The sequence below is a fragment of the Acinetobacter legionensis genome (assembly GCF_048551735.1).
Taxonomy (GTDB): domain Bacteria; phylum Pseudomonadota; class Gammaproteobacteria; order Pseudomonadales; family Moraxellaceae; genus Acinetobacter.
Window position 1 is genome coordinate 1 of the sequence record NZ_JBIMBV010000038.1, and the last position, 8,844, is coordinate 8,844.

Annotated in this window: 11 protein-coding genes and 1 pseudogene; 5 read left to right on the top strand and 7 right to left on the bottom strand. The window is 36.5% G+C overall.

Going from position 1 to position 8,844, the window contains the following annotated elements; all coding sequences use genetic code 11:
- Positions 1-138: pseudogene (locus ACG9ZL_RS20415) on the top strand (SDR family NAD(P)-dependent oxidoreductase); the annotation flags it as partial.
- Positions 139-398: 260 nt separating this feature from the next.
- Here the strand turns inward: ACG9ZL_RS20415 and ACG9ZL_RS20420 are convergent.
- Entirely contained in the window at positions 399-683 is a 285-nt protein-coding gene (locus ACG9ZL_RS20420) for a hypothetical protein (RefSeq protein WP_171538741.1), read from the bottom strand.
- Positions 684-1,674: 991 nt separating this feature from the next.
- Here ACG9ZL_RS20420 and ACG9ZL_RS20425 point away from each other — a divergent pair.
- Positions 1,675-2,661, top strand: coding sequence for a coiled-coil domain-containing protein (locus tag ACG9ZL_RS20425; protein WP_419361647.1), 987 nt, complete (start codon positions 1,675-1,677; stop codon positions 2,659-2,661).
- A gap of 101 nt (positions 2,662-2,762) precedes the next feature.
- Here ACG9ZL_RS20425 and ACG9ZL_RS20430 read toward each other — a convergent pair whose 3' ends face one another.
- From ACG9ZL_RS20430 to ACG9ZL_RS20455, 6 genes are all read right to left on the bottom strand, one after another.
- A complete protein-coding gene (locus ACG9ZL_RS20430; RefSeq protein ID WP_419361649.1) occupies positions 2,763-3,278 on the bottom strand; it encodes a plasmid replication DNA-binding protein in 516 nt (171 codons plus the stop codon).
- Positions 3,279-3,302: 24 nt separating this feature from the next.
- The gene (locus ACG9ZL_RS20435; protein WP_004869129.1) at positions 3,303-3,632 is read right to left on the bottom strand and encodes a type II toxin-antitoxin system YafQ family toxin; all 330 of its coding nucleotides are present in this window, start codon (positions 3,630-3,632) and stop codon (positions 3,303-3,305) included.
- Positions 3,610-3,885: a type II toxin-antitoxin system RelB/DinJ family antitoxin gene (locus tag ACG9ZL_RS20440; protein ID WP_419361652.1), complete on the bottom strand. Its 276-nt coding sequence runs from the start codon at positions 3,883-3,885 to the stop codon at positions 3,610-3,612. Before ACG9ZL_RS20440 ends, ACG9ZL_RS20435 begins: the two co-directional genes overlap by 23 nt.
- Positions 3,886-4,151: 266 nt before the next feature.
- The gene (locus ACG9ZL_RS20445; protein WP_407533314.1) at positions 4,152-5,351 is read right to left on the bottom strand and encodes a hypothetical protein; all 1,200 of its coding nucleotides are present in this window, start codon (positions 5,349-5,351) and stop codon (positions 4,152-4,154) included.
- Positions 5,348-5,761, bottom strand: coding sequence for a divergent PAP2 family protein (locus ACG9ZL_RS20450; RefSeq protein ID WP_407533313.1), 414 nt, complete (start codon positions 5,759-5,761; stop codon positions 5,348-5,350). Before ACG9ZL_RS20450 ends, ACG9ZL_RS20445 begins: the two co-directional genes overlap by 4 nt.
- A 19-nt stretch (positions 5,762-5,780) precedes the next feature.
- Complete coding sequence (locus tag ACG9ZL_RS20455; protein WP_407533311.1) at positions 5,781-6,659, bottom strand: decaprenyl-phosphate phosphoribosyltransferase; 879 nt, start codon at positions 6,657-6,659, stop codon at positions 5,781-5,783.
- Positions 6,660-6,685: 26 nt separating this feature from the next.
- On the opposite strand from ACG9ZL_RS20455, the gene ACG9ZL_RS20460 reads away from it, so the two are divergent.
- From ACG9ZL_RS20460 to ACG9ZL_RS20470, 3 genes are all read left to right on the top strand, one after another.
- The gene (locus ACG9ZL_RS20460) at positions 6,686-7,093 is read left to right on the top strand and encodes a GtrA family protein (protein WP_005108834.1); all 408 of its coding nucleotides are present in this window, start codon (positions 6,686-6,688) and stop codon (positions 7,091-7,093) included.
- A 7-nt stretch (positions 7,094-7,100) separates the two neighbouring features.
- On the top strand, positions 7,101-8,402 hold the full coding sequence (locus ACG9ZL_RS20465; protein WP_407533310.1) for an FAD-binding oxidoreductase: 1,302 nt from the start codon (positions 7,101-7,103) through the stop codon (positions 8,400-8,402).
- The coding region (locus ACG9ZL_RS20470; RefSeq protein WP_419361656.1) for an SDR family NAD(P)-dependent oxidoreductase at positions 8,403-8,844 on the top strand (442 nt) is incomplete at its 3' end.

Below are 8,844 nucleotides of genomic sequence, written 5' to 3' on the forward strand. Positions count from 1 at the left end.
CCTGAACAGGTTGCTCATGATATTGTGCAGGGCATCGATAAAGGCAAATTAACCGTTTATACGCCAGGTAAATGGGCAATCATTATGATGATTATTCAGAATTTACCTTTCTTCTTGTTTAGAAAAATGGATATCTAAATCATATAGATAAATCAGAGCCCGATATATCGGGCTTTTTGATTTAACATAAAATCTCTTATTCGAAATTTGAACTGTAAGCCCCAGATAGAAAAATCCAGTGCATAGAACTGGGTTTTTATTGTCACGTATAAATCTAAGACTTGTTTTAATCGTTGCTAACAGGATGTTTCACGGCTTCTAAACCATTGATTTTAGGTTAAGGATTTTGGCTGTCATGACGTTACTTTGGGGTGTACTCTAAAGTTACATAATGTCTCTTACGCAAACTCAAAAAAATTTCTTAACTCATCTAAACTTTTTGATTTAATAAAGTCGAAGTTACTTAACTTCAATGACCTAAATTTCTGCTCAATTTCAACTGAGTAAATAACTAGTGAAGGATCATCGCTCAAGGTCAATTCTTTACAATAGCCAACACCGTGGTTTCCCTGATAACTAAAGAAAACAAAGTTTTCATATAGCGAAATAAAGTCTTTAACTGAAATAAAATCGCCATCTCCACGCAAAGAAAAAGAAGATGTAAGTCTAGGAAGATTAAACATAAAATTACTCAAAAAAGTATTTAATTAAATGATCTCAACTCACTCAACATCACCACAGCCGTCGCTTCGCTTAGGGCTGATGGTGAACGTTGAGTGAGTTTCGGCAATACTCACCCTAAGGGCGTGATTTTGATAAAAATCAACATCCCTTAAGTATTGCCGAATAACCTGATTGGGCTGACGGAGCCACGCATCGGTCGTATCCGCACATAGCTTTGCATACTATGCAGACAAGGACTAAAGGCTTTGCACCTCTCTCCACGCGCTCCCTGCCGCTACACGGCTGTATCTCTGCGAGGGTTTCCCCAACATGCAACTTAACAGTCCAATGCAACTACTCCTCACGCTCCGCCTATGTGAAGTTCCCCTGTAAGCGGTTTAGCCTTTCGACTATAGCTACAGTACGCCAGTGACACTTATTCCTACCACACGTACTGCATGCCGACCGTAAAACGGACACGCAGAAGCGGGCAAAGCTCGATCTAAGATGCTTATTTGATGAACAGAAACACTAAATTAACGAAGACTTATCATTTTGAGTCTTGATCTAAATTCATTTTGCTGTGAAAATGGAGTTCAGGTACAAGCCTTTGCGTGAAATCATAACGGTCGCCAAACCTTATGATCTTCGTTATTCGATGGTCCAACATCAAATAACTGCGTACCGCTGAATATATGGGAAAAGCCACTTGTTTGACAAGTGGCTTTTTTCATTTCTACTTCGCTATTCTTTGAATTTACCAATACTTAAATCACTACTAAAAACCAAATAACAATAAAATCAATAAGTTATATTAAAATATGAAATTTTTGGTACATTTTTAAACAAAATTTAATCCATATATCTTTTAAAAATCATATACTTATTATCATTATATTTTTAATATTTTCTGCTTGTTTTTTATCGGCATCCTGTAAGGTGCGTATGGTGTATCTGTTTTTGAAATCAGTTTTTTACCGATTTTAGGGCGTTCTAAATTAAGGTGTTTGAATGGACAAAAAACGTTCTATTTTTAATAAAAAAAAATGGCTTAGAAATTATTTAGAGGAAATTCTACGTTTAAAAAAGCAAGGTTCTACCCATCAAGCCATTATTCAGCACCTGACAGAACAGCAAAATATGCCCTTTGATTTGTCAGAATCATTGTTAAGTCGCTATCTAAAAGAATTTGCGGAAGATGAATCCACGTATAAAAAAGTGAATGACAACCTGCACAACAGAATTGAACAGAAAAATGACCGCCTAGCAGAAAAACATCATGAAATACAAAATCTGAAACGCCGACTAGAACGCACCTTAGAACGTAATTTGCATCTGGACGTTGAAAATGAATGCCTAAAAGACCGTAATCGGATTTTAGAAAATAAGTTTTTAGAGGGTGAAGCCCGATTAAAAGATTTAAGACGTTATAACGGCTACAACAATGTGCATTGGAAAGTTGCAGATTTGGCAGAAAAAAATGATGACTTTTTTCAGACCATTCTGAGCTTAGAACGACGCTGTGAAAGCCTTGCAAAGCCACATGAAGAAGCAAATGAGAAGATTGAAATCCTACAAGCAGAAAATGAAAAATTGAAACATGATTTTGATTTAATTCAGGCAGAACTGGAGGAGTCTAAGCAAAGAGTTAGCTCTTTACCTCAGGATCAGTCCGCTATTCAACGCTTAAAAGAAAAAATCGTTCAATTGACCACTGAAAATAAAACTCTATCTTCAAAACTTTCAGAAGCAGAAACAGCCCTTCAGCAAAAACGTACCGCAGAGTTGCTAGAAGAAGATCCGCAGATGCTTAATCCTATTGTTGCCATGAAACTGCATATAAAGCGATTACAGAGCGATTTAAAAAGAAATGAGGGATTGCTTAGGGAGACTGCGAATGAGCTGTCTAATAGCGAAATAAGCGCAAAAAAGGATAGGTTTCTTGCGTATGGCTTCATGTTTATGTGCCTTGTCCTGTTGGTTTTTCTGTTTATTTAATCTCGATGCTTTTGAATATGGTATTCACCATATTCAAAAGTCGAGAATCTTGTGACAGGAAATTTGGGGGCAATTTTGAACGTTATAAAACCAGGATATGCCTAAGCACCAAATAATCTTTTAAAGAATCCTTTTTTTTCTTCTATTTTTGGCTCATCAATCGCTGTTTCTACCTGTTCCTTAGGCTGTTTTTTCTGTTCCTCAAAACTGTTTCTACTTGTTTCGGGTACTGTTTCCACTGTTTCTACACTGGATAAGTTTCCCTTATAGGTAATCATCAGTTTATAGTCATCGAAATCTTTTCTAACACTTGATATCTCTTGCTTTAGGAACTCTTTGTCCTGTTTTAATTCTTTAACTTGTTCACGTAATTCTCTCAGTAAATCCTCATTGTTTCCCCTGTTTCCAGAAACAGGTTGATTACTGTTTTCGGAAACAGGGGGAGAAACAGATTTTTTCGATGAACCAAACACTCGAATCATGTCCTGGGCATCAATAACTTGTATACCATCATGATTTTTTTGTGGTGTTAGATCACCACGTTTAATCGCTTTATAAATTGTGGTGCGTCCCACCTTGAACTGTTTTGATGCTTCAACAATGGTCAGTAAGGACATAAGCTATTCCTGATAATTTAATGTTTAAAACAATTCGCTGTGTGTTCCTGCTCGGACAAAAACAATCATCTCGAACTTAGATAGCGATTCAATGCGATAAACCAGTAGAAAATCACCACCAACATGCAATTCACGGCAATTCTTCCACTGATTGCCATTTAAAGCATGATCCAGCCATTCTGCCCCTAAAGGTTCATCATTGGCGATTAACAGCATCATGACTTCCTTGAGCTTTACCATGTCATAGCGACCGCTACGAGAAAGCCTTTGCCAGTCTGCTAGAAACTCTTTGGTATAGTCCGATGATCGAGGTAAAACGGCACGTTTAGATTTAGCTGTTTTTTTCGAGGTCATTAAACAAGTCTTCTACAGTTTCAAAACGGGCTTTTTTCGCTCGGATTAGTTCATCTGCTTCATTCAAAGCTGAAACAGTCTTAGCGTTCGGTACACGGACATCAAATGGTATTGCTTGTTCTGCTACGACACGAGTTAAAAAGATTCGTACAGCATCAGAAACAGACATACCCATTGATTTTAGAGCCTGCTGTGCTTGAAGCTTGGTATCATCATCAATTCGAACGTGTAGCATTGAGGTTTGAGAAGTCATGTCTTCACTTTAATGTTTTGTAACTCAATTGAGATACATAATAACATATTATTAATGTGATAAAACGCCTGCATTAAATTCTTATTGATAAATTTGGCTAATGAAAACCGTGGAACATTGATCAAATAGTAGGCGTGGAACATGAATAATCATAAAAAAAGCCCAACTTGGGGAAGATGGGCTATAAACTTTGAAATAAGTGCATGAATTTGAAGGGTAATTATAACGCATTTCGTATAACGTGCATTATGTTAATTTTAGAAAATCTAAATTATAATTTTCACAAAAAACATATAACTCATTTTTATTAATGTATAAATATATCCATGAAATATATGTATAGATTCACTATCTGAAGAAACCCAATGTGGCATTGAAAATAAAGAGCAAAATATTAATAAAAAAATAAATTTAGATTTATTAAATACTGTATATTCAAAATTGTCTTTATTATACAGAAAATAAATTAATAACAAAAATGTTAGAGATACAACATAAAAGTTTATCCATCTACCCCAATCTAAAGCAACGATCCAGAGAGGTGAAAAACAGAAGGAAGATACAAGGCAAAACATTAATATATTTTTTATAGAAAAGTATTCTTTTAAAATATAAACAAAAAATAATAAAGAAAAAATATAAGATATTAAAAAGTTTAAACTTGCTTTTGAAAAAAATAACTCTTTAGTTTTTGATAAGGCATAATTTGAATCTAAGCTCAACCAAGTAATTGCGCCATTACAAACACTGCTACTCAAGCCTTGATCTAATAGAGGTTGACAGACCAACATATAGTCTTCCACCATTGGATATCTTATAGCATATAAGAAACCCAGAACTGAAATTAAGGCATATACTAATGAAAAAATTATAAAAAATTTATCGATTTTTTTTCTGATTATATAAATAGCAGCAACAAAAAATGGGAAAAAGAATATATTTGCTTCATGTGAAAATACAGCAATTAAATATATAAATACCGATAATAAAATATAATTAGTTATATTTTTATTTTCTCTTAAAGCAGCAATAAGAAAAGGAATAAAAGCCAAGTATGCAATAATTTCTTTCCGCATACTTCCTGCTGGATCATTAAACCAAAATAAAATAAAAAAAGGGGAGAACAATAAAAAAAAGACCACATCATTATTTTTTAACTGTATTCCAACACATATAAAGGTTATGTATATTAAAAATAATATTGTAATCTGAATAATAGAAAGAATATATAATGGATTAAAATTTAATAAGTTAGAAATATACAATATTAAAGAACCAAAAAATCCTCTTCTTATTTCCACTAACTCATTATTGATAAGCCAGTCACCTTGCTTATATCCACCTCCACCCTGAATTATATCAAAAGCGAGATAAAGTAAAATCGTAAGAAAAGAAATAGAATATGCACTTACAATTAATATTAAATTTTTATTTTTAAATAAGTAACTCAAAATTTTGTTATTCATAATTGTCCGACCCAAAACGCTACTACCCCACCAACAACTACGCCAGCCAAAATCTCAATTTTGGTGTGCCCCATACGTTCTCTTAACTGCTGATATTCAGGATCATCTTTAGCTAACTTATTAATCTCTACCGCATGTTTACCCACAGCACGTCTTAAACTATTCGCATCTAGCAAAACAATAAAAGCTAAAGTGAGTGCTACACCAAATGCAGGCGTATCAATCCCTTCTTTAAAGGCGATTAAAGCAACCATACTGCTGACGATGGCACTATGGTTACTCGGTAAGCCCCCATAACCAATCAGTCCAAAAGCAAGTTGCTTTGCTTTTATTGAATTAATGAGAAATTTCAGACAGCCAGCAACCAGCCAGGCTAAGAATGGGGTAATCAGGTAACTGTAATAATTCACAAAACAATCCAAAATAAAATTAAGCTGGCAATAATGCCCAAATACAACATCCGATCCACAAGGCAACAGTGAGTAAAATTTGCCAGTCTTGAACAATCACATCAGTGGGAGATTCCCCACCTTGTAAGCTTTCAACGATAAACCAGTAACGAAACAGACCAAACATCACAAAAGGAATGGTGATAATCAGTTGCGGCTGCACTTCCATCACATACAGGCTATAAAAGACTATCGCGGTAATGGCAGACATTTCTGCAAAACGGTCAATGAGTGAAACTGAATAATGGGCTAGTACTCCACGGCCCTGCGATCCACTTTGCACCAACTCCTGACGACGCTTAATTGAAGCCAGATAAAGTGAAATACTGAGCGTGGTAATAAACATCCAGTGAGAGACAGGTACTGCAAGGGCTACAGCACCAGCATAGACACGCAATACAAAGCCAAAGGCCACAATAAAGATTTCAATGACAGGTTCATGCTTCAACTTGAAGGTATAGGCCCAATTCAGCAGTAGATACACCAAGATCACATAAATCACCTTGGGTGCAACTAACCAGGCAAATCCAAGTGCCGCATAGATCAAAACCAACAAAATCATCGCACTTTGGGGGCTTACCTGGCCTGAAGCTAAAGGACGTTTCTTGGATTTTTCAGGATGAGCACGATCTTTTTCAATATCTTTTAAATCATTAACGATATAAACCGCAGAAGCAGCTAAACAAAATAAAAAAGCTGCAAATAATGCCGAATAAACAGACCCTATTTTTAAGAATTCACCCGCAAAGATTAGTGGTGCAAAAACAAAACTATTTTTTACCCATTGTTTAGGTCTGATTAGTTTAATCAGTCCGCGGATTTCAGCTAGAAAAGAGCGATGGCGTGCTATATCATGCATTAGTTTCACAACATTATTAAATATAAATGATTGATTCGATTAGACTGGCAATGCTTTATACAGCATTTGCCATAGTTGCTACATTTTGTAACATTCTAGCACAGGATGTTTTCAGTTATATTTATTCTGGACCTTTTTATATTTTAGTTTCAATTATTATTGGTACGGGTGTCGGCCTGGTGATTAAATATATTTTGGATAAAAAATATATTTTTAAATATAAAACACAAAATGCACAACATGATGGAAAGGTTTTTATGCTTTATACCGTCATGGGTATTTTTACTACCATCATTTTCTGGGGCTTTGAATTTGGCTTTCATGCCATTTTTGAAACTAAAGAAATGCGTTATGTCGGTGGCGTGATTGGCCTGATGATTGGCTATATTTGCAAATATTACTTAGATAAACGTTTCGTATTTCGTACGGTATAAATCACAGATGACAAAAATACAGGCCTGGGGCAGACTTTCTAATACAGAACATCAAGTTATCCCATTAATAACCGCTTCACAGACACCCAAACAACTACAACACAGCACCCATCCTGGCATCACTCATGGTATGGGGCGCAGCTATGGCGATGCAGCGCTAAATGGCAATGGTATTCTATGGCTGACGACAGCGATGAATCATTTGGTTTCTTTTGATTTAAATACAGGTATCTTGCACTGCGAAGCGGGTACCACCTTACAGGATATTCATCGTACCCTTATCCCTCAGGGCTGGATGTTACCTGTAACACCAGGAACGCAAATGATCACCGTGGGTGGAGCAATTGCTAATGATGTACATGGCAAAAACCACCATGCTTTTGGCTCTTTTGGTGACCACGTCCTATATATCAAGTTATTGCGTACTGATGGCGAAATTATTGAATGTTCCAAGACTGAAAGAGCAGATTGGTTTTATGCCACCTTAGGTGGGATTGGCCTAACTGGGATAATTTTAGAAGCAAAAATCCAGTTACGCTCTGTTCAAGGCCCCTGGATCCTCTCAGAAACCATTCCTTACCACAATTTAGATGAGTTTTTTGCACTGTCTGACTCATCTGAAGCGGACTGGGAACATACTGTATCCTGGATTGATTGTATGAATGGTGCGAATGCCAAAGGACTCTTTGCACGGGGTAATCTGGCGAATGAACACACTCAAGCAGAACCCAAAATTAAAGATAAAACGTTCCCAATCACTCCTCCTATTTCATTGGTGAATAAACTCAGTTTACCTATCTTTAATTTTGCCTATTTCCATGGCAATTCTCTAAAAAAACAGCCTCAAACAGTACATTACGAGCCATTTTTCTATCCATTAGATGCTATGCATGAATGGAACAAAATGTATGGACCAAAAGGATTTTATCAATATCAAAGTGTGGTACCGAAAGAAGTCGGTAAAGAAGCTACTCAAGAGATGCTAAACGCCATTAAAAAATCAGGTGAAGGCTCATTTCTAGCTGTGTTAAAAACATTTGGTAATCGTGAGTCGGGGGGATTACTGAGTTTTCCAAAGCCAGGAGTAACACTGGCCCTGGATTTCCCTAATCGTGGCGAAAAGACCTTAAAACTGTTGAATGAACTAGATCATATCGTCCAGCAAGCACAAGGCCGCCTTTATTTGGCCAAAGATGCACGTATGCCACGATCACTATTTGAGACAGGCTATCCTCGTTTCAATGAATTTCTAAAATATCGGGATCCAGGCATCAGCTCGGAAATGTCCCGTCGTCTATTAGGTATCTAAATGTCAAATCAACCAAGAATCTTAATTGTAGGTGGAACCTCAGCCATTGCTGAAAACTGTGCCAGACTTTGGCTGAAGCAACAGCCCTGTGAGATTATTCTTTTAGGACGAGACCAAGACAAATTACAACGTGTTGCCAATGATCTTAGAGTTCGTACACCACAGGCGAATATCCAATTACAGACCGTTGATTTTTTAAATGCTGCAGCAATCCAGGATTGCATCAATACCATCAATCAACAGGGTGCAATCGATATTGCACTGATTGCCCATGGCAACTTACCAGATCAGGAGCAATGTCAAAACGATCTAATCCAGTGCCAACAGGCAATCGAAGTCAATGCAGTTTCACCTGTACTATTTACTGAAATTATTGCCAAACACATGATCGAGCGTAATCATGGAAAGCTGGCAGTGATTGGCTCAGTAGCAGGTGATCGTG